We start from the raw sequence: 21,618 nt of genomic DNA on the forward strand, positions 1-21,618 counted from the left end.
TAGTAACATTTAAAGCTAAGGCTCAATGTAGAGCGCTAATCGCTTTTATACAATGAAATGGTAACCAAACCATTCTTAGGAAGGAGCACCCGAAAAAAATCAGTATTATAAATTGCTACACAGCCTTTGATTTAAGCATTTTTTCTTTTTTTATACTCAGGCAATTAATTTAGGAGGAAATTTATAATGTCATTATTTACAAAATGGGCTTTTGGAAACAGGGCAGCGGTAGCTGTTTTAACTGTTTTAATATTAGTTATAGGAATCGTCAGCTATTTTAGACTGCCTATGGAATTTCTACCGACTGCTGATAATCCACAAGTCTCTATTATTTCCATGAACCAGGGTATTGACTCCAAAACGATGGAATCAGAAGTGACCATCCCGATTGAAAGGACAGTCACAGGATTAAACGGCAAAACGTCTGTTTATTCCACAACTGGAGATGGTTTTTCAAAAGTAGACCTGTTTTTCGAGGCAGGATATGATATGAAGCAGGCAAAACTGGATGTTCAAGATGCTTTAAATAGTATATCTTTGCCTCCCTATATATCTAAGCCAATTATTTCACAGCTTAATACTTCTATGATTCCAATTGTCAACATTGCAGTTACCTTCGATGAAGGTTTGACGGAAGAAAATAAAGAGTTCGCACGTAACGAACTGCAATCCATGTATCAAGAAGTAAAAGGTGTTTCTAAAGTAGATGTTTATGGGATAACAGATTCCATCATTTCGATTAGTATTGATGATGAAAAATTAGAAGAGAATCAAATTCCCCTTCAATCGATTGTAGGTATCCTTCAAGGCAAAAATACTTCTGTAACAGTTGGAGAAAAAATCATTGATGGCAAAACAAGCAATATTAAAGTAATAGGCGATATTAATAGTCTGGATAAACTGAAAGATCTTCCAGTAACTCCCGATGTAACACTAGGTGATATTGCTACTATTGAAGAAACGAAGGATTCAAATTTCATTAGCCGTTTTAATGGTATGGATAGCTTGGATATAAGCATTACAAAAGATAGTCAATCCAATGCAGTTACAATTAGTAAGGATATTGAAAAGGTAACAAAGGAAATTAATGATAAGTATGACCATCAGGAATCTGTTATTTATTTATCTTCAGCCGATATGGTGGAGAATTCTGTTCATACGATGATAAAAGAGGTTCTTCTCGGTGCATTATTTGCAACAATCGTTATTATGCTCTTTTTGCGAAATATTCGTTCCACTTTCATTACGATCATATCGATACCTTTATCACTTTGCTTTACATTATTTTTGCTATCCTGGTCTGGTGTAACATTAAATATTTTAACGCTAGGTGGCGTTGCTGTTGCAGTTGGGCGACTTGTAGATGACAGTATAGTGGTCATTGAAAATATTTTCCGCAAGATGCAAACAGAAAAATTCTCTATTCAAATGATAATTGATGCAACTAAGCAAGTGGGAGTGGCTATAACAGCTTCTACCCTAACAACAGTAGCCGTTTTCCTGCCAATGAGTTTGTTAAATGGAGGACTTCAAGAATTTCTTTTACCATTTGCTTTAACGGTAACCTATTCTTTACTTGCCTCTTTAATCGTTGCATTGACGGTTGTCCCACTGATGAGCGCGGGATTATTGAAGAATGCTAAAATTCCTGAGCATAAACCAGCCGTTCGTTTCCCTAAAATGGTTACTTGGTCTCTAAACCATAAATGGATTGTATTCTCGGTTTCTATCCTTCTCTTTGCTGGCTCTATTGGAGCTTACTTCGTCATCCCTAAAGGGGCGGTTGACAGTTCTTCTGCTGACTATGTTTCCGTCACACTGAGCTATCCAAATGATACACCAATGGAAAAAGTGAAGGAAAAAACCATTGAGCTTGAATCATCTATACTTGCTATGGATGAAGTTCAACACTTATTCGCTCAAGTTGGCTCCCCTCCAGAAGCAGCACAGTATGGTTGGGTTGGTTCCTCAACAGAAGCATCTTTCAGTATTTTACTAAAGGACAAAAAGGATACGGACTTAATAGTAAAAGAAATGGAAAAACAAAAAGACCATTATTCTGATGCTCAATTTGAAGTAAGCACCGCTTCCTTTATGATGGGAGGAGCTAGTACAAATATTACAATTGATATAGTCGGAGAGGATATATCTGAACTAGAGGATGTAGCAACAGCTATTAAGGAAAAAGTACAAAACTTGGACGGTGTAGAGGAAGTTACGACCAACCAAGATGAAAAGAAAACTGTACACTCACTAATTGTCGATCCTTCCAAGGGAAATACAGAACAAATTGCCCAGCAGTTAGCAGTACTATTAAACAAAACACCAATTGGAACGATTAATTTAAATGACAAGCAAAAAACAGTATTCCTGGAGCCACTTCTAAATACCGCAACACCCGAAGACCTTGAAGATATCCCAGTTATGACAAATGAAGGGATAGTCCTAGTCTCCTCTCTTGCAACATTACAAAGTGAAGAGCGATCAACTAACCAGGTTCATAAAGACGGAGATGCCTACCTTCGAGTAACAGCATCTGTTGATCCTTCCAAGCTTTCAGAAATCTCTAGTGCAGTGAACTTAGAGATATTCGGAGATGAAAATGATAATGAAGGAATGGATATACCAGAAAATGTCGAAGTTTTAATCGGTGGTTCAAGTAGTCAACAAGCCGAAGACTTTACAGATTTATTTCTAATAATGCTCGTTTCCATCGGAATTGTGTTCTTAATAATGGTCATTACTTTCAAGTCAATCAAAGCACCTATTGCCATTCTTTGCTCACTACCATTAGCTGCAATCGGCGCAATTTTAGGGATTCTGATAAGTCGTATTTCAGTCGATATTACAGCACTTCTTGGTGCATTAATGCTCATTGGTATCGTCGTAACAAATGCGATTGTACTGTTAGACCGAGTGAAACAAAATGAACAAAAAATGATTATAAGAGATGCGCTTGTGGAAGCAACCGCAACAAGAATGCGACCAATCTTCATGACAGCCATTGCAACCATCTGTGCAATGCTTCCTCTATTGCTGAAAAAAGCAGAAACAGGAAGCTTAGTATCTCAAAGTCTCGCTATAGTTGTAATTGGTGGATTGGCTATGGCCACCCTACTGACTTTAATAGTAATACCATGTATATATGAATTGTTATACTTTAGAAAATCTAAAAAGCAGCGGATGTCTCAAGCAACTAAGCAAGATACACTTTTATAAAACTAAAAGAACCAGGCCTTATTAGGGTCTGGTTCTTTTAAAGCTACTATTTTAGTGGACATCGCCTTTTATCTCTAAATTTGTGACAGCTACACTTTGTTTATCATTCGGATTGCTGAGTGGATGAATGGTCGCAATACCGTTATTTTGATCAACATGCTCAATGTAAACCGGTTCTCCTTTATAAATCACATTCTCCATATTTGGTGAAAAAGCAATTTCCTGCGCTCGTTGAGTATCCAAGTTAACTACCTCCTTTTGACGTTAATATCTGTTCCATCTACCGTAGTTATACATCGTTAAATTGAGTAAAAAAAGTTATTTTGGAAATATTAATTATATAAGGAGTGATTTTAGTTGGAAATGAACCCAATAGAAACATTTAGATTTAGCATGGAAAATGACAATAAAGAGCTTGTTGTCATTGGTAAAATACAGGGTAAACCAGAAATACCGTCCTTAGATGACCTAAAGTTTAAAGGAATTATTGCTTTACTTAATTCTATAGATAAACGAAATTTTACCGAGTTGGATAAAGATCAACTGTTTGTGCATTATTTAAAAGAAATTGAAGAGACGATTGGTGAGATGAAAAAGTATGATGAATTTCAATGCAGAGAAGATTTAACATAAACTCTTTGCCTTAATAACGGAGGTTACCCAATGTATAAAGGAGAAACGGCCAATTGATTCATAAGAGTTTCCGTAATTTATAAGGTGTTAATAAAAGACTTTCTTATAATGAATAAAATTACTTAAGTACAAACAATATTAGCTTTACACTAAATTGTTAGGGAGATGAAATTGGATGACCGTTCTAACAGTGAAAGAATTGGCATTTGTGGAGGATGAAATCCGTGCTGAGGTGATAACGGCAAAAACGTTGAACTGGTGCGCAACACAATGCAAAGATCAAGAACTTAGAAAAAAACTCGAGGAGATGGCAGAAAAACACCAGTTAAAAATTGCCTACCTTTCCCAATACTTTAACCGAACAAATAATATTCAATAACTTCAAAAGGTGGTTTTCATATGCCAAATAATATCGAGGGTCGCGGCTTAACAGACCGCGAAATGCTCCAGCTTTGTTTAGAGTTGGAAAAAGGACGCTGCCGAAGTCTTAGCAATACTATGTTAGAGACCTCACATCAGCAGTTACGGGAGATTTATATGCAATGTTTTGAAAATGCGAGCTCAAACAATTACCAGCTTTTTAAGATAATGAGCGATAAAGGCTGGTATAAGACTACAATTGCTTCTAAGGATCAGGTTGGCAAAGTACAGGAACTTATGCAAAATAACCTACATCCAGATGACTTGATTTAGAAAATCCCTAAATGCACTAGTAGATATTTTAGCTACTTAGATCCTCATAAATTGCAGGATAGTATTTATATTTTCAGGTAATCTTTTATCTAAATTATAAAAAGTCGCTCTGCAGAGCGACTTTTTTAACTGATAAAATTCAACGTGGCGTTCTTGGTTCTAAACATTTAGTGCATTTTTTCTGATTGCTTCCTTTGAACTTCGTGAATGTTTTTTCAAAATTAGTTCCACATGAACATTTAAATAGTAGTTTTTGCGAGTAGCCTACATATTCTTTTGAAAGCAACGTACAGTCTGAATTCTTACTGACATAATCTCTTATCTGATCAATAGTCCATTTTTTATTCATTATTGACACCTCCTATGGCGTTATTATTTAAGTATAGGAAGAAGCATTAAATACCTTCCGTTCATTTAGATTCATGAATTCTAAATCTATCTCAATGTGTTATTATACCACCTCTTTAAGAATCCTTGTACAGTCTTCCCAAAAAAATGTTGTTTTTACTCTGGATAAGTGCTATACTAGATTACTAACAACAAATAAATTTGTTTGACCTCCATACTATCGATTATTATGTTAGTCGACATTAATGGGTGCCAAACCCTCAAGAGTTCTTTAGGAACAAAGAATTCTTTAGAAAAAAAGCATTATCTCTTTGGAGATAGTGCTTTTTTTATTTTGGAAACAAAAAATCACTATCCTTTCTAAATAGAAAGAATAGTGATTTTTTTAGTCTATAAAACCACTAAACTAAAGTTCTGTTATTCTGTTGAATAACTAGTTTCTAATTAGATAATCGAATGCGCTTAACGCTGCAGTTGCACCAGATCCCATAGAAATAATAATTTGTTTATGAGCACTGTCTGTACAATCACCAGCCGCAAAGACACCAGGAATTGTAGTAGCTCCACGCTTATCAACGATTATTTCACCAATAGGAGTTCTTTCAAGCATTCCATCTAACCAATCAGTGTTAGGAACTAAACCGATTTGAACAAATACACCTGCTAATTCGATGTGGTTTTCTTCGCCTGTCGCTCGGTCTACATAAGTAATACCATTTACTTTGTCAGTACCGGTAATTTCTTTTGTTTGAGAGTTTGTTAAGACAGTGACATTTGGAAGACTGTGTAAACGTTTTTGTAAAACATCATCAGCTTTTAACTCGGAGTTATATTCAAGAACTGTAACATGTTTCACAATCCCTGCAAGGTCAATCGCTGCCTCAATACCCGAGTTACCACCACCGATTACCGCAACGTCTTTCCCCTCAAATAACGGACCATCACAATGAGGACAATAAGCAACACCTTTATTTTTGAACTCTTGCTCACCAGGAACATTTATATTACGCCAACGAGCACCAGTTGAAATGATTACAGATTTACTCTTAAGAATAGCACCATTTTCTAATTCAACCTCGATTAGATCTTTCTTTTCTAAACGTTTTGCACGTTGTAGGTTCATAACGTCTATATTGTATTCTTTTACATGCTCTTCAAGAGCTTGCGCAAGTTTAGGACCTTCTGTAGCTTTCACACTGATAAAATTTTCAATACTAAGAGTATCTAAAATTTGACCACCAAAGCGTTCTGCTACAATTCCTGTGCGAATACCTTTACGTGAGGAATAGATTGCTGCACTCGCACCAGCTGGACCACCACCAATAACAAGCACATCATAAGGATCTTTACTGGAAATTTCTTCTACGTCAGGTCCTATACCTAATTTAGATATAATTTCCTCAATTGTCATTCGACCATTTCCAAAAGATTCGCCATTCAGATGAACTGCCGGTACTGCTAATATATCTTTGCTCTCTACTTCTTCCTTGAATGCTGCACCATCAATCATTGTGTGTGTAATGTTAGGGTTAAGAACACTCATGATATTAAGTGCTTGGACAACATCAGGACAGTTGTGGCAAGTTAAGCTTACATATGTCTCAAAGTTATATTCACCAGTGATATTTTGAATTTGATTGATTATACTTTGATCTATTTTTGGCGCTCGTCCACTTACTTGAAGTAGCGCTAAAACTAAAGAAGTAAATTCGTGTCCTAATGGAATACCAGCAAAAGTAACTGCTGTATCTTCTTCTCCAGCACGGTTGATACTAAAACTTGGTGTTCTTGTTAGTTCTACTTTTTCTACTGTAATTTTAGATGAAAGCGAAGCTAGCTCATCTACTAGAGCTAGCATTTCATCTGAAACTTTGTCAGAACCTGCACTTACTTTAAGTACGATATCGTTTTCAAGCAATTCAAGGTACTGACTTAATTGAGATTTAATTTCTGCATCAAGTGCCATTTAGTATCGCTCTCCTTAAATTTTACCTACAAGGTCAAGGCTTGGCTTAAGTGTTTCGCTACCTTCTTCCCATTTTGCCGGGCAAACTTCACCTGGATTTTTGCGAACATATTGTGCTGCTTTAATTTTGTTAATAAGCGTACTAGCATCACGACCAATACCACCTGCATTAATTTCGATTGCTTGGATTACACCATCAGGATCAATGATGAAAGTACCACGATCAGCAGCGCCCTCTTCTTCGATAAATACCTCAAAGTTGCGAGAAAGAACGTGTGCTGGATCGCCAATCATTGTATAAGTAATTTTGCCGATAGCGTCTGATGTATCATGCCACGCTTTATGTGTAAAATGAGAATCTCTTGAAGCTGAGAATACTTCAACACCTAAATCTTGTAATGCTGGATATTGATTTTGAAGATCTTCAAGTTCGGTTGGGCATACAAAAGTAAAGTCTGCTGGATAGAAGCAAACAACACTCCAGTGACCTTTGAAATCTTGCTCAGTGACTTCGATAAAATCACCGTTTTTATATGCTTGTGCTGTAAATGGTAATACTTCTTTTCCGATTAATGACATAGTAGTAATTCCTCCATAAAATATTAGTAATAATAATTATTATCCAGTATTAATTGTTACGTAGGCGTCGAATTTTGTCAACTAAAGTACATTTGTATCTTGTGTGTAAACTTTTAAAATATACTTTTACTAAAAAGATTATCCTCCTTGATTTTGCAGAATTAATATGAGGCAGAAGGATTTTAGCATCACAAACATTACATAGTACCATTTATATAATAATTAATTGGGCTAAAGTTAGCATTATATTCTTGATTATTACAATATAGTATTTTATAAGTCTTACTACTTAAGAGGTTTAAAGAAAAAAGTTCATCGTAGCAGTCGTACTAGAATTTTTCACTTTAAAGCAATACAGAAAAATCATCTTACCTTCGACTAAAAAGGTGAGATGATTTTCTGTGTTGTTTTCTAAATTAGTAACTCGATTCAACTTGGTCAAAATTAGAAAGTATAGACACTCAATACATTGCCACTATTATAAAATAAAACTTACAATAATCGCTGTCAATACACTTACTAATGTTGCTCCGTATAAAAGTTTCAAGCCCATTCGCGCTACAACATTACCTTGCTTTTCATGAAGACCTTTTACAGCACCTGAAATGATTCCAATGGAAGAGAAGTTTGCAAAAGAAACAAGGAATACGGAAATGATTCCGATTGATCGTTCACTTAGATTGGACGCTAAATCATTTAATGAGAGCATCGCTACAAATTCGTTTGTCACTAATTTAGTAGCCATAATACCACCGGCTGTTACTGATTCTGAAACAGGGATACCCATTAAAATTGCAAATGGAGCAAAGACATAACCAATAATTTCTTGGAACGATATTCCTAATACCATATCAAATAAGGTATTTACTCCCGCCATTAATGCAACAAATCCAAGTAACATCGCTGCAACAATGATTGCAACCTTAAATCCATCCAAAATATATTCGCCCAGCATTTCGAAAAAGCTTTGTTTCTCTTCTTGTACAACGAGAATATCTTCTTCTTCGGAAACGGTATAAGGATTAATAATTGAAGCAATAATGAATCCGCCAAACAAGTTAACCACGATTGCAGTCACCACATATTTTGGTTCAATCATTGTCATATAAGCTCCGACAATAGACATTGATACAGTAGACATCGCCGACGCACTTAGTGTATAAAGACGTTGAGGTGATAATTGTCCAAGCTGTTTTTTCACCGTAATAAATACTTCAGATTGTCCAACAATAGCCGATGCTACTCCGTTATAAGATTCCAATTTTCCCATGCCGTTAACTTTACTGATTCCCCAACCCAACCATTTCATAACGAAAGGAAGAACTTTAATATGTTGCAGAATTCCAATTAGAGCTGAAATAAATACGATTGGAAGTAAAGCAGTTAAGAAGAAAGGAGCTTGTCCTTCATTCGCAATGCCAGCAAATACAAAATTGATTCCTTCATTGGCAAAGCTAAGTAATTTTTCGAATCCAGCTGCTATTCCCTCAATTATGATCAATCCAAATTTAGTATTCAGTAATAAAAATGTTAGTATTAACTGAAGAATAAGCATTTGGATAATTGGTCTGATTTTAATTTCTTTACGATTACTACTTGCAATCCACGCAAGACCCAGAACAACAACTAAGCCTATAATTGATATTAAATAACTCATTTAATGCCCCCACAATTTCTTATTTTTAGAAGGTCTGACTTCTGACGACCACTTTCATAATCAGTATACATCATTTTTTATTATCACCAAATAAAAACGTTTACATTTCTTGAAATTTGATAAATTTGTACTTTATTTTTCAGTTATTGTTCACCATTTTGTAACACTAATACTCTTTCCTATCAAAAAAAGTCACGATTCCCATTTTTGGGTATCGTGACTTTTGATAAATAAGTAATTAGGAATTCACCGTAACAGCTTTTCCTTCCACACGTTCTTTGGCCTGCTCCGCAGTAGCTGTAAACAATACGTCAGATGATGAATTCAGAGCAGTCTCACAAGAATCTTGAACAACCCCAATGATAAAACCAACACCTACAACTTGCATTGCAATATCATTTGGAACTCCAAATAAACTACATGCTAGCGGAATAAGTAAAAGAGAACCGCCTGCAACTCCAGATGCACCTGCTGCAGAAACAGCTGCTACGACAGAAAGCATTAGTGCTGTCATAAAGTCTACTTCAATACCAAGTGTATTTACTGTTGCAAGTGTCAACACAGAAATGGTCACAGCGGCACCAGCCATATTAATAGTAGCACCTAGCGGGATAGAAACTGCATATGTATCCTCATCTAAGCCAAGTTTCTCACATAATTTCATATTGACTGGAATATTGGCAGCTGAACTACGTGTAAAGAATGCCGTAATACCACTCTCTCTCAACACCATGAATACAAGTGGATATGGATTTTTACGTGTATAAATGTACACAATTAGCGGATTCACTACAAGTGCGATAAACAGCATACATCCAACTAAAATCAAGATCAATCGACCATACTCAACTAAAGCAGAAAGCCCGCTCGTTACAATCGCATCGAACACAAGCCCCATAATACCAATCGGAGCCAAATTGATCACCCATTGTACAACTTTCGTAATAGCATCCGAAAAGCTACCTAACATATCTTTCGTTTGCTGGCTCGCATGTTTTAATGCTAGTCCAAGAACGATTGCCCACGTTAAGATACCTAAATAGTTCGCATTTATAATGGCATCGATTGGATTGGCAACTATATTAAATAATAATGTTTCCATAACTTCTGCAATACCCTCTGGTGGTGAAAGATCTTCTACCCCTGTTACAAGTGTTAAAGTAACCGGGAACATAAAGCTAGCTAAAACAGCGACTACACCAGCTAGCAATGTACCAATCGCATAAAGCCCAAGAATAGATTTCATATTCGTTTTCTTACCACTTTTATGCGCGGCAATGGCATGCATTACTAAGAATAACACCAATACTGGAGCAACTGCTTTTAATGCGCCGACAAATAAAGAACCTAAAATGGAAATACCACTCACATAGTTTGGAAGGGTCAAGGCTAAAATGATACCGATAATAATACCGATAACAATCCTTTTCACTAGGCTAATTTCATTCCATTTAACCAATAATTTTTTCATCATACTATCCCCCAAAGTTTTCTTCAAACATTTTTATAAAAAAGTACAGCCATCTCTCCCCAAAGAAATAATATGTACTTATTTTATCATTAATTAAACTGATATTTTATTCTATCACAAATTTTTAGAATATTATATTGTTATTTTTTGTTAGCATAACTTTTAGCATTTCTTATGTGCTAAGGCCCAACATCGGTTTTCTCTTCCAATAAAAAAACGATGGGAGTTAAAGCCCCCATCGTTTTTTGGTCGAGTTTTTATTTCTTTAAGTTATTTGCGTTTTGTTGAGCTTTTTGATTAGCTTGAGCATTTTGTTGCTTCACTTCTTGAGCATTTGTTTGACGTTCAGCTGATATGCCAAATTCTGTTCCAAACTCACTAGACATTGCACCTTGTCCGTTTTGTTGTGCTTTTTGGTTAGCTTGGGCGTTTTGTTGTTTAACTTCTTGAGCATTTGTTTGACGTTCAACTGATACGCCAAATTCTGATCCAAATTCATTAAACATGTTTTTTGAAGCACCTTGAGAAGCTTGAGCATTTTGCTTTCTAACTTCTTGGGCATTTGTTTGCGCTTCAATAGGAAGCTTGTTATTGTTGTTTGCCATTTTTCTTCACCTCCATGAATATTATAATTGCCAAAACGGAGGTATTTATTATTAGCAATTCTTGGAGATGTTCAAACTGTTTTACAGTACATACCATTTTATTTTTTGATAATAATATTTAACATTGTGTTATTAAATATAACTGTCGTACTGACTCCAATTGGAATGTCAGTACGCTAGAAGTAGTTTAATCATTGTCGAGCAACTCAGTTGCTATTAGTTTATATGAATTTCTACGATCTTCAGCTGAATAGGTAATGGTACTCAGCATGATTTCATCTGCTTTATATGTCGCTTGCAACTCGATTAATTTCTGTTTTACTTCTTTTGGATTACCGATAATGATATTTTTTTTCATATTTTTGAATGTATCTTTCTCTTGATCGTCTAATTTATATTGCATTGCTTCATGTATAGAAGGAACTCCCCGCCGCCCTTCTCCTTTTGCTTTTTGAAGTTCCCATATGAGCGCACTTAACGATATTGCATCTGCTTTTTCAGTTGTTTCTGCACAAATGACTGAAACAGTTACGATAACTTGTGCTGTTTGACCTTTTTTTCTAGGAGTGAATGCATCCAGATATTCCTGAATAATGGATGGTCCATCATTGTCACTCATAAATTGACCAAATGTATAAGCAATCCCGTTTTCCGCAGCAAGTAAAGCACTTTTCTTACTTGTCCCAAGAAGCCATGGTACCGGCGACACTTCTGGAATTGGAGAAGCAGAAATTTTAGAGTGCGCGTGTTCAGTAGGAAAATCATCGTCTAGAAAATGTAGTAAATCTTTCACTAAGCTCGGCATTTTATAGACATTTTGCAAAAAATTATCCGATAATGCATTTGTTGCTTCGGCTGATCCTCCTGGAGCACGCCCTATACCTATATCAACACGATCAGGAAATAAAGTAGCGAGTGAATTGTAAACTTCTGCCACTTTAAAGGGTTTATAGTGAGGCAATAGTACAGCTCCCGAACCTATGCGAATTGTATTCGTATTTGAACCAATATAACTTAATACCACTTCTGGAACTGAACTTGCTAGTCCTGGTAAATCATGATGTTCCGTCACCCAATAGCGCGTGTACCCTAATGCCTCTCCTGCTTGAGCTAATTTCAGCGACTCGTGTAAAGCTTCTTTAGCTGTATGATTAGAAGAAATTGGAGACTGATCAAGAATACTTAACTTCATCACCCAAGCTCCTTTCTTATATCTCCTTTTCCAGCAAACTCAATTTATATTCTCCAACCTGCCCTTTCTCATATAAATTAGTAATGGAAGTAGAGTATTTTTGGATAGTCCCGCGAAAAAAAATTCCCGTTTCTGGAACAGTAACGTCAAACTTACCTTTATACAATAAAGTGGCAATATCATGGTAGTCTTCACTTGTTACGTTAAACACAACGGAAATTTGGTATAAACCATTTACTTTTTCTTCTTCATAATGATTTACTTTTATTAATGTATTATCTAGTATCATTTCTTTCACCGAATTATCTTCTGTGCTTTTGTTCAAGCCAAACACCTCCGAATTTACTTACTCAATTTAGTTTACCACCTTGAAGGTATTTTTATTTAATCCAGGATTTATACATATAATGTAACGAAGTTATATTAAAGAATAGCCAGCCTCTACTTCCATCCCTTATTTATATTTTTCCCGTAAATTATTTAAATACTCTAGATTACCCAAAGCTTCCTCACTCTTCATTTGCCCTAAAGAGACGATTAAATGTTCGATTAAAAATGTAGCTGCTACCATCGAGTGAAATTCCTCTAAATCTCCACGGTTCACATAGAAAGTTTGCGTACATAGTGTTTGAAACTCATGGACGATATTATCGGTAATGACGATGCTATGGGACTGCATTGTCTTCGCATGATCTAGTAGAATAGCTGCTTCCCTCGTCAGCTTCACAAAACCAAATACAAATACACAATCGTTTTTTTGTAAATGTAGAATTTGCTCAAAAAGTTCCTGGTCATAACTCGCCAATATAACAACATCTATCCCAAAACGCATAAGCCGATGCTTCATTAAAAAGCCCATTCCCGTAGAGGAGGTTGGGGCATAAACAAAGAGCTTACGACATGTAGCAATACGCTTAACACAAACTTGACTCTGCGCTTCGTCAATATGCTCGAGTGTATCTAGTAGCTGATATTGCATAAATTCCATTAATGATTGCTGAAGAGACTTGCCGTTGTCCTCGACCTTAGCCAAAATACGTTCAAATTTTGTTTTCGGTGTAATCACCTGTTGCTCTAAGTAACTTTGCTTGAACTCCTTAAAATTTTTGTAGCCAATTTTGCGCCAAAATCGTGAAAGCGTAGCGTTACTGCTTCCTATTGTAGATGCTAATTCGGTTTCATTTAAATACATGACGGCATTTTTATTTTTCTCTATAAAATCAGCAATTCTTCGCTCACTTTTTGTATAATCAGAAAAACTTTGTTGGCTATCCATATCTATCACCTCTCTACATAGTATATATGAAAAATATTTTTCAAAAATGAATATTTTGAAAATTTACAAATCAAAAACATTCTAGTAACCAGCCATTTACATTGCACCCTCATACTAACTATAAATTCTAAAAATATTTGAGGGGGATTTATATGTTAAGAGAAAAAGAAAAATTTACACAGTCTCAAAAAATGATGATTTTTATTTTGTCGATGTCGCTTTATGGGTTAAGTAATATGTTTACAGAATTGATACCTTCTGTACAGCTCGGTCCGATTGAACTACAAATTGATTGTTTCGCATTTATCCCGTTAGCACTTTGTATGTTGTTCCACCCATTTTACGCAGCAATCGGAGCCGCGACAGGAGAAATTATTTTTGGTGAACTAATGCTTGGCCAGTTTGGGGGCATTGGAGAAATAGAAAAATTCATCCTATTCTCGATTGGGATGATTGTAGGCGGTTTGCTTGTTCGAAATCCGAAGAATAAAACACAGGTAGCTGTAGGGGCAATTTTAGGCTATGGTCTATTCCTTGTACTAAGCACAATTGTAGATATATTAAAAGTGGTCATTGGAGTAGAAGAGTTCGAGGCTGTACCTGGACTTGCCGAAAGTATTTTCATTGTTGAGGGTGTTGAATTTTTAACTGATCTTCTATTAACAGGTACTTTGTTTACAGTCTTACCTGCGCTTTACTTAGTACCACGTCTTTACGGTAAAGTGGAGCCATTGCTAGGATTAAAACCACGCACATCTGACAATTTCCGCGTGAGTGATGTAATTACAACAAAATTTATAGGCGTGACCGCTCTTCTTTCTCTGCTAGCATTAGGTATTGCTTTGTTATCTGAAATGGACTTCAACTTGGGGGCTTGGGAGCCTGAGTTTGTAGATACCTACGGCAATGGTTTCATTTGGGGAGTTATTGGTGTCGCTGTTGTGTGTGTATGTATAACGCTTTGGTTAATGATGAAAAAAGGACGGGAAAATTCACATGACCTTTCATAAACCATTAATTGAATGTCGAGATCTTACCTTTCGTTATCCTGGCGAAACGCAATATGTTTTAAAGGATCTCACATGCACAATTAATGAAGGAGAATTTTTAGCGATCATTGGGGGTAATGGATCAGGGAAATCAACATTATGTAAGGCATTCAATGGGCTAATCCCACACTTTTATGTAGGAGATTATTCCGGAGAAGTGACATTGGACGGGATTTGCACTGCTACAACTGATGTGGCCACCCTGTCTCAGTCAATCGGCTATGTATATCAAGATTTTCAAAATCAGTTGCTGCGTCCGACTGCTTTAGAAGATGCTTGCTTTATGCCCTTAAACTATGGACTTGAGGATTATAAAGAGCGTGGTTTATGGGCACTCGAAGTTACCGGTCTACTTGAAGTACAGCACGAATTCATTTGGCGCCTAAGCGGTGGGCAGCAGCATTTATTAGCACTTGCCGGCGCCATTGCGATGCGTCCAAAACTGTTAGTGATTGACGAGCCAATTGCCCAGCTCGATCCACATCATGCTGAGCAAATTTATGAAGTGTTAAAAAAACTTCATGCCGACTTTGGTATGACTATTGTTGTTATCGAGCACCATACTGATTTTATCGCCCAATATTGTAGTCATGTGATGCTACTTGATGAGGGTAAGGTGCTTTGGAAAAAGGAAACAGTAACAGCGCTCAATTGTGTAGAGGATTTATTGACTCGTAATATTTTTCCTCCGCAGGTTACGCAAATTGCTCATTCCTTAAAGCTAGAACAACCATATCCTGTTACATTGCAACAGGCTGTCCAAACATTTAAAGCTAGCCCTTGGAAGCAGCAAGCTACGGTGCACCACTTGCCACCACCGACAACACCAATGGTAAAGCTAAGCAATATTGAACTAATCTATAACCAGAGACGGTCGAACAATAAACTCGTGCTACAAAACATTTCTTTAACGCTTTTTTCGCATGAGCATATCGCACTCGTCGGAAATAACGGTGCAGGAAAATCAACCTTATTGAAGGTCATGGCGGGTATTGTACGTCCGACAGGTGGGCATATGTACATCCAAGAGCAACTAATTGAGCAAGCACAGCCTGAAAAACTAGCGCAGGATGTGGGCTTTATTTTTCAAAACCCCGAAGAGATGTTTATTGAGGATAGTGTGCGCAAGGAAATTAGCTTCTATTTAAAATCACGTAAAGTCGATAACTATGAGAGCTACGTGGATGAATTATTGGAAACATTTGAGTTAGTTGATTTACAGGATCAGGATGCTCGACTTTTAAGTGGTGGCCAACAGCGTCGTGTTTCGCTAGCTATTGGTGCTGCAATGAGATCGAAAATTTTAATGTTGGATGAACCTACTGCAAATCTCGATATCGCAACGAAGCAGCATGTTCTTACCCTGCTGCTGGAGCTAAAGAAATATGTTCAGACAATTATCATTGCGACACATGATATGGAGCTAGTGGCAGAATGGGCAAGTCGTGTCGTTGTGCTATCGAAAGGCTCTATTCTAGCTGATAATACGAGCGAGCGCATTTTCCTAAATCACAGCATTATGACTGCTGGTCATATTAGTGCTCCTCAAATTGTACAGCTAACAACAGCGATGGGTTTACCATACTGTGCATCGGTGAGCCAATTTATAGTTTGCTATTTACAGCATTCAGAGCGAGGTGTACACGTTGGAATGGGTTAAAAAACTAGAGGATAAGCTTTCACTAGAATATATCAAACAAGAATTACTGCGCACCGCCTTTAGCACCGAAAAAAGTTTCTTCACACAGCTCGATCCACGTATTTTGTTGACATGGTATGGTTATTTTGCGATTGTAACTTGGTTTATTTATGATCATATTACTTTAGCTGGTTACTTGCTTTTTATGGTCATTTTAACGGTTATTGCTCGGGTTAGCCCCTTAATTTTGACGGTTCTTGCTATTGGTCTTGCTGGTGAAATGTTGCTACTTGGCATTATCGCACTACTATTCGGTGGTGACCTCTCTATTGTTGCACCTATGTTTTGGCTATCCATTAAGCTGGCTGTTATTTCTTTAGCAAGTGTGACTGTATTTTCAAGCATAAATCCGGAGAAATTTAGTGATGCGCTCCTACGTCTAGGTGTGCCCGCTCAGTTTTCCTTTAGTGTAGCGTATGCCTATCGAATTTTACCTACATTACTAGAGGAGTTCCAGCAGATCATCCTTTCCTATCGCTTACGTGGATTAGCACCTATTAAGAATGGTGTGCTCTATTATAGAAAAATTTATTATTATATTACGATGCTTATTAAATCCTTTTATCCGCTCATTTTGAACAGTGCTAAGCGTTCTCGCACAACAGTAGAAGCATTAGAGATTAAAGGCTTTAGCTATGCTGCAAAGGATAAGCGGGTATTAAAGATGAAAACAAATTACTTACAAACAACACAAATGGACTGGCTGTTTCTGCTGTTAACCGTCTGCTATGTAGTAATTGTGCATAGTCTACAACTATTACTTTAAGGAGCGAAAACAATGAATATAGATCTTCATACACATGCGAAGTTATCTAAAAGTGTCGATTTTTCTTTAGCATATTTTCAGGAAATGGCACAGGTGGCTTTACAGCGTGGACTCGACGCAATTGCTGTTACAGAGCATTTTAATACGAAAAACTTTTCAGACGTTTTTAATACATTAGATGAGCACTACCCTTATAATGGTCATTATTATGAAATGGAGGGCTTAAAGGTATTTCCAGGCATGGAGGTCGATATTGCAGAGGTCGGTCATATTTTGTGCATTGGAGAGCTTGAACAAATTCGTGCTCTACGTCAGGCATTAGATAACTATGTAACAAAGGGACAGTTTATTCCATTTGCGAAGCTTTTACAGTTAACGGAGCACTACCCTGACATGTTGGTAATTGGTGCACATCCCTTCCGAAAAAGTACTCCTTTGATAGATTTAGATCCGGCACTACTTGGTCAGCTCGACGCATTCGATTTAAATGGTAAGGACCTGTATAGCCGTGGCATCGACCAAAACTCTTCCGATTTAGAAGTGCTTAGCAAACAAATAAATAAGCCAGTTGTCGCAGGTAGCGACACTCATCACTATATGCAATATGGCGTCGTATTTAATGCCTTCCACACACCATGTGAAACAGTGGCACAGCTTAAACAACAAATTGCTGAGCTAGCCTTCACGATTCATATCGACGACAATCTCCCGCATCACGTAGCCGAGGCTGTTCGCTTAAAGGCCATAGCCAAAGAAGATATGATTCTTACACAAAGCGGAAAGTAATAGAACCCCCTGTACCGATTTTCGGTTCAGGGGGTTAAAATTGTACGGTCCTTTAGAAGTTTTCTACTTAATTTGTTGATTGGCCCAACTACCGATCTATTAATTCCACTAATATTCCCATCAAATATCATTGGTGCGTCTAAATCGACAAAGAAAAGCACAATTGTTATCCAAATTCGAGTGGGGCTTTTCAACAATACCTGTACGGGCGGGTTCCTCGTGGAAGAAGCTTTTTCCAACACCCATACGCATCAGCTTTGCTGGTGAGAAATACTCTTCCATGCTAGCTTCGTAATATCTCATATGATGAATTAAAGTGCGTGTTTCAAACTTAGGCTATTTAGGTCTCTTCTTAAAAGTTATTATGTTTTCTCATAGCTTGCGAGATAGTTGAATGAGTATCTACTCCCGCAAAATCTAATCCTAATTGTACAGAAGTCTGCGCAATACTTGGCCTTACACCTGATAAACTCGATGATACTCCTATAAGCTTAAGTGTTTCTATCATTTGAAAGAGTTGTTGAGCAACCATTGTATCAACAACTGGAACTCCTGATAGATCGATATATAAATGATCAATATTTTTAGCCATACACTGACTTAAAGATTGCTCTAACATTATTTTAGCCCTTTTAGTATCTATCTCCCCTACAAGTGGAAGAACAGCTGTTTTATTTACTAATTCAATTATTGGAACACTCAATTCACCAATCAATTCTTGATGAGCAAGCAATCTAGCCTCTGCTTGTTTTATATATCTGGAGCTAAATCTTAGGATCACATCGTTAATGGTAGTAATAATATCGTTATAATATGTAATTATCTGCTTTCCAGTAAGTTGATTTGGATATAGTTCAATAAATTCCTCTAGTAATTCTTTATATAAGTATTGCTGTCGAAAAAATTCGCCAATTATAACTGTAAGCGGAGTTTGTTGATGTGCTGAGTCATCAATAACTATATTAATAAAATCATCAAAACTTTTTAAGTATTCCTCATCCGAATTATTAAAAATATTTACAAACTTCTCATGGAACAGATGATTTTGTTCTTTAAGTATTTTTATTTCTTTAGGATTATTAGTGCTATAAACTCCTTCTAGATCTTTATTTAGATTCTCATACCATCTTTCTGTTAGCAGCCATGTTCGTTCTAAAAGAAAATTAAAAAACAATTTTTTATTGTCCAATAATTATTCCTACTTTCATCTAATATTTAATCTAAATATAGTATAACAAAATATATTACTTTCATGATATAGAGAAGATATTAAAAGAACGCTTGGTTGACCGTTCTACCTTGCATACATTCTTCAACCTTCAAACACTCAATAATAAATGATTGATAATACCGTTCTGTCACTTAACTTATCGTTCAAACTTTACTTCTTACATATTAAAAAGAGAGCTTAATCTATTAAGATCAGCTCTCTTCCATATTAATATTATTTAAGTTTTCCTTTAATAGACTCTGCCGCTGAATCGGCGGCCTCTTTTGGAGTTTTTTTACCCTCTAGCATAGTTTGAAGTTCTGCTTGTATTAAAGGCATAATGTTACGCCCTTCCGGATGAATTACTCCAGATTGAGTAAACTCTGTAATCCAATCGTATATGAGTGAGTAGAAAGAGACAATGTCTTTAAACAGTTTTAAAATTCAGTTGTAATATAAGAACGTTATTAGTATCTAGATACGCTTTTGAGAAGACATCTTGTTAAATATTTCACATTCTTGCGATATATAAAAATAGTATGATAAAATAAATTAAAATTAATTCCAAAAAGTGGATAAATTTTACCTTTTAATTCAAATATTTGAAGTAAAAGAAAGACTTTTAAACACATGTATCGTTACGAATAAATGTACTCGTTTTGAAAATTTAATAGATTAAGAGGAGTTTTGAAGTTGATAACGGAGAATAAAGAGCAAACTATATTCGATCACGTTGGCAATAAAATAATTACAGATAGAGAGATTGACATAGTAAGTAGATTAGAGGAACCGTTGATCGTGATTTTAGGAAATGTTTTAAGTAACGAAGAGTGCGATGAGCTAATCAGGTTATCTAAGGACAAAATGAAACGTTCAAAAATTGGAACGACACGCGAAGTAAATGAACAAAGAACAAGTAGCAGTACGTTTTTGGAAGAAAGTGAAAACGAAATTGTTACTAGAGTCGAAAAAAGAGTCTCCACTATCATGAACATACCAATAGAACACGGAGAAGGACTTCAAATACTCCAGTATACTCCTGGTCAAGAGTATAGAGCTCATAATGATTTCTTTTCATCAACTAGCAAAGCAGCAAACAATAATAGAATTAGTACACTCGTTATGTACCTAAATGATGTAGAAGAAGGTGGAGAAACTTATTTCCCTAAACTGAACTTCTCAGTGTCTCCCAAAAAAGGGATGGCCGTTTATTTCGAGTATTTCTATAACGATCAAAACTTAAATGATTTAACTTTACATGGTGGAGCACCAGTTATTACTGGTGAGAAGTGGGTCGCAACACAGTGGATGAGAAAACAAAAAGTAAGGTAGATTGGTGAGCTAATACACATATATTGCAATATGCAAAAACTGCACTTCTGATTGTTAGTTGGTATGTCCAACAATCGGAAGTGCAGTGCAGAATGCATTTTATACTTATAAACATAAAACAATTATCCCATTCAATATTACTGAAATAAATAACTATGTGCAGATAAAGATGGTGCTCCACCTGTATGAACTAATAACACTGCATCTTCTTTAGTATATTTCCCTTTACGAATAAAATCAATGAGACCAGCTACTACTTTGCCTGTGTATACTGCATCAAGTAGAATGCCTTCAGTCCGAGCAAGCATTTGAACCGCTTCAATCATTTCGTCAGTTGGTACTGTATAACCACCACCAACATAGTCATCAAAACATTCGATCAAGTTCGTTGGTACATTTTCCATTTCCAAAGATTTAGCAGTTTTCTGGAGTAGTTCCTCTACTTTGGGCTGTTGAGTTTCATTGGGACGAGATACATTAATGCCCTTTACATGAAACGGTGCATGTGCACGATAAAAGCCTAAAGCAAGACCTGCATGAGTTCCAGCACTTCCACTCGCTACAATCACATCTTTAAAAACAAGTTGTGCATCATTACATTGTGTAACAATTTCTTCTGCACAACGCATATATCCCAGAGTTCCTAGCTCGTTGGATCCACCTATCGGAATAATATATGGCTTACGACCTTGTGTTTCTAGTTGTCGAGCTACTTCTTCTGCTTTCGCTAACAAGTCTGTCCCTGCTTCTAAGGTATGAAGCTTTTCTGCCCCAAGTAACTTAAATAACAACTGGTTTCCATTTGCATGAGGGTCGAATGGTTGATTCTCTCCTTCTTCTAACACTAATTGGCAGTGTAAGCCTTCTTTTACTGCTGCAGCCAGTGTTAAGCGGCAATGATTTGATTGTAGAGCGCCACACGTAATAATTGTATCTGCTCCATTTTCGAGTGCATCAGCCATCAAAAACTCTAATTTACGCGTTTTGTTACCACCACCTGTTAAGCCCAGTAAATCATCACGCTTAATATAAATCGTTGGACCGTTTAATAACTGAGACAAACGATCTAATCGTTCAATGGGGGTAGGATCGGTTGTATAAATTCTACGTTTTACCTGTCCTAATATCATCTCTTTG

Annotated in this window: 21 protein-coding genes; 9 read left to right on the forward strand and 12 right to left on the reverse strand. The window is 36.4% G+C overall.

Translation table 11 applies throughout. The features are described 5' to 3' along the window. Positions 1-186 precede the first annotated feature (186 nt). Entirely contained in the window at positions 187-3,219 is a 3,033-nt protein-coding gene (locus ACIQX2_RS14120; RefSeq protein ID WP_402851616.1) for an efflux RND transporter permease subunit, read from the forward strand. Between the two features lie 51 nt (positions 3,220-3,270). Here ACIQX2_RS14120 and ACIQX2_RS14125 read toward each other — a convergent pair whose 3' ends face one another. Next, positions 3,271-3,462: a small acid-soluble spore protein H gene (locus ACIQX2_RS14125; protein WP_402851619.1), complete on the reverse strand. Its 192-nt coding sequence runs from the start codon at positions 3,460-3,462 to the stop codon at positions 3,271-3,273. A gap of 114 nt (positions 3,463-3,576) precedes the next feature. Here ACIQX2_RS14125 and ACIQX2_RS14130 point away from each other — a divergent pair, with 114 nt between their 5' ends. From ACIQX2_RS14130 to ACIQX2_RS14140, 3 genes are all read left to right on the forward strand, one after another. Beyond that, the gene (locus ACIQX2_RS14130) at positions 3,577-3,852 is read left to right on the forward strand and encodes a hypothetical protein (RefSeq protein ID WP_402851622.1); all 276 of its coding nucleotides are present in this window, start codon (positions 3,577-3,579) and stop codon (positions 3,850-3,852) included. Positions 3,853-4,027: 175 nt separating this feature from the next. Further along, positions 4,028-4,231 (forward strand): hypothetical protein, encoded by a 204-nt coding sequence (locus ACIQX2_RS14135; RefSeq protein WP_402851625.1) that lies wholly within the window; start codon positions 4,028-4,030, stop codon positions 4,229-4,231. A gap of 20 nt (positions 4,232-4,251) precedes the next feature. Beyond that, positions 4,252-4,545, forward strand: coding sequence for a spore coat protein (locus tag ACIQX2_RS14140; protein WP_402851627.1), 294 nt, complete (start codon positions 4,252-4,254; stop codon positions 4,543-4,545). 139 nt (positions 4,546-4,684) lie between these two features. Here the strand turns inward: ACIQX2_RS14140 and ACIQX2_RS14145 are convergent, their stop codons facing one another. The 9 genes from ACIQX2_RS14145 to ACIQX2_RS14185 form a co-directional block, all read right to left on the reverse strand. Further along, the gene (locus ACIQX2_RS14145; RefSeq protein ID WP_402851630.1) at positions 4,685-4,894 is read right to left on the reverse strand and encodes a hypothetical protein; all 210 of its coding nucleotides are present in this window, start codon (positions 4,892-4,894) and stop codon (positions 4,685-4,687) included. Between the two features lie 432 nt (positions 4,895-5,326). Then, positions 5,327-6,859, reverse strand: coding sequence for an alkyl hydroperoxide reductase subunit F (gene ahpF, locus ACIQX2_RS14150; protein ID WP_402851633.1), 1,533 nt, complete (start codon positions 6,857-6,859; stop codon positions 5,327-5,329). 15 nt (positions 6,860-6,874) lie between these two features. Continuing rightward, complete coding sequence (gene ahpC / locus ACIQX2_RS14155) at positions 6,875-7,438, reverse strand: alkyl hydroperoxide reductase subunit C (RefSeq protein ID WP_402851636.1); 564 nt, start codon at positions 7,436-7,438, stop codon at positions 6,875-6,877. 478 nt (positions 7,439-7,916) lie between these two features. Beyond that, entirely contained in the window at positions 7,917-9,095 is a 1,179-nt protein-coding gene (locus ACIQX2_RS14160; RefSeq protein WP_402851639.1) for a NupC/NupG family nucleoside CNT transporter, read from the reverse strand. Between the two features lie 238 nt (positions 9,096-9,333). Further along, positions 9,334-10,566, reverse strand: coding sequence for a serine/threonine transporter SstT (sstT, locus tag ACIQX2_RS14165; RefSeq protein WP_402851642.1), 1,233 nt, complete (start codon positions 10,564-10,566; stop codon positions 9,334-9,336). A 257-nt stretch (positions 10,567-10,823) separates the two neighbouring features. Then, complete coding sequence (locus tag ACIQX2_RS14170) at positions 10,824-11,171, reverse strand: gamma-type small acid-soluble spore protein (RefSeq protein WP_402851645.1); 348 nt, start codon at positions 11,169-11,171, stop codon at positions 10,824-10,826. 187 nt (positions 11,172-11,358) lie between these two features. Continuing rightward, positions 11,359-12,363: an LLM class flavin-dependent oxidoreductase gene (locus tag ACIQX2_RS14175; RefSeq protein WP_402851648.1), complete on the reverse strand. Its 1,005-nt coding sequence runs from the start codon at positions 12,361-12,363 to the stop codon at positions 11,359-11,361. A gap of 16 nt (positions 12,364-12,379) precedes the next feature. Next, the gene (locus tag ACIQX2_RS14180; protein ID WP_402852145.1) at positions 12,380-12,652 is read right to left on the reverse strand and encodes a DUF3219 family protein; all 273 of its coding nucleotides are present in this window, start codon (positions 12,650-12,652) and stop codon (positions 12,380-12,382) included. Between the two features lie 165 nt (positions 12,653-12,817). Beyond that, positions 12,818-13,639, reverse strand: a complete 822-nt coding sequence (locus ACIQX2_RS14185; protein ID WP_402851651.1) for a MurR/RpiR family transcriptional regulator — start codon at positions 13,637-13,639, stop codon at positions 12,818-12,820. Positions 13,640-13,791: 152 nt separating this feature from the next. Between ACIQX2_RS14185 and ACIQX2_RS14190 the strand changes: the two genes are divergently transcribed. The 4 genes from ACIQX2_RS14190 to ACIQX2_RS14205 are packed head-to-tail and all read left to right on the forward strand — an operon-like array spanning position 13,792 to position 17,939. Then, positions 13,792-14,649, forward strand: a complete 858-nt coding sequence (locus tag ACIQX2_RS14190; RefSeq protein ID WP_402851654.1) for a DUF8171 family membrane protein — start codon at positions 13,792-13,794, stop codon at positions 14,647-14,649. Continuing rightward, positions 14,636-16,348, forward strand: coding sequence for an ABC transporter ATP-binding protein (locus ACIQX2_RS14195; RefSeq protein ID WP_402851657.1), 1,713 nt, complete (start codon positions 14,636-14,638; stop codon positions 16,346-16,348). The genes ACIQX2_RS14190 and ACIQX2_RS14195 overlap by 14 nt, the downstream gene beginning before the upstream one ends. Continuing rightward, positions 16,335-17,153 carry an energy-coupling factor transporter transmembrane component T family protein gene (locus ACIQX2_RS14200; protein ID WP_402851660.1) on the forward strand — a complete coding sequence of 273 codons (819 nt, stop codon included), beginning with the start codon at positions 16,335-16,337 and terminating at the stop codon, positions 17,151-17,153. Before ACIQX2_RS14195 ends, ACIQX2_RS14200 begins: the two co-directional genes overlap by 14 nt. Before the next feature lie 12 nt (positions 17,154-17,165). Then, the gene (locus ACIQX2_RS14205; protein WP_402851662.1) at positions 17,166-17,939 is read left to right on the forward strand and encodes a PHP domain-containing protein; all 774 of its coding nucleotides are present in this window, start codon (positions 17,166-17,168) and stop codon (positions 17,937-17,939) included. A 352-nt stretch (positions 17,940-18,291) separates the two neighbouring features. On the opposite strand, the gene ACIQX2_RS14210 is transcribed toward ACIQX2_RS14205, so the two are convergent. After that, positions 18,292-19,128, reverse strand: a complete 837-nt coding sequence (locus ACIQX2_RS14210) for an STAS domain-containing protein (protein WP_402851665.1) — start codon at positions 19,126-19,128, stop codon at positions 18,292-18,294. Positions 19,129-19,842: 714 nt separating this feature from the next. Here ACIQX2_RS14210 and ACIQX2_RS14215 point away from each other — a divergent pair. Then, positions 19,843-20,481 carry a 2OG-Fe(II) oxygenase gene (locus ACIQX2_RS14215; protein WP_402851667.1) on the forward strand — a complete coding sequence of 213 codons (639 nt, stop codon included), beginning with the start codon at positions 19,843-19,845 and terminating at the stop codon, positions 20,479-20,481. Between the two features lie 137 nt (positions 20,482-20,618). On the opposite strand, the gene cuyA is transcribed toward ACIQX2_RS14215, so the two are convergent. Beyond that, the gene (cuyA, locus tag ACIQX2_RS14220; protein ID WP_402851670.1) at positions 20,619-21,611 is read right to left on the reverse strand and encodes a D-cysteate sulfo-lyase; all 993 of its coding nucleotides are present in this window, start codon (positions 21,609-21,611) and stop codon (positions 20,619-20,621) included. Positions 21,612-21,618: the final 7 nt, after the last annotated feature.

The sequence above is a fragment of the Psychrobacillus sp. NPDC096623 genome, assembly GCF_044762655.1.
Taxonomy (GTDB): Bacteria; Bacillota; Bacilli; order Bacillales_A; family Planococcaceae; genus Psychrobacillus.